1 protein-coding gene is annotated in these 277 nt (G+C 74.4%); it reads left to right on the top strand.

Features of this window, described 5'->3' with window-relative positions; translation table 11 throughout:
- A partial coding sequence (locus OO62_RS36215; RefSeq protein WP_033271983.1) for a TIM barrel protein occupies positions 1 to 277 on the top strand: 277 nt, incomplete at both ends.

Genomic DNA, 277 nt, shown 5'->3' with positions numbered 1-277 from the left:
CCGAGCTTCCGTTGCTGGAGCGGCCGGCGGCCGCGCGGGCGGCGGGGTTCACGGCGGTGGAGCTGTGGTGGCCGTGGGTGGATGCCCCGGTGCCGGAGCAGGCGGAGCTGGAGGCGCTGCGTGACGCGCTCAACGACGCCGGCACCCGCCTGGTGGGCCTGAACTTCTACGCCGGCCGGTTGCCGGGTCCGGATCGTGGCGCCCTGTCGGTGCCGGGTGAGGAGTCCGAGAGGTTCCGGGCGAATGTGCCGGTGGCGATCGAGTTCGCCCGGTCGCT

The organism is Streptomyces lydicus (assembly GCF_000717345.1).
Classification (GTDB): Bacteria; Actinomycetota; Actinomycetes; order Streptomycetales; family Streptomycetaceae; genus Streptomyces; species Streptomyces lydicus.
The sequence above is the reverse complement of the archived record's forward strand: the minus strand, read 5'-3'. Positions and strand labels throughout refer to the sequence as shown.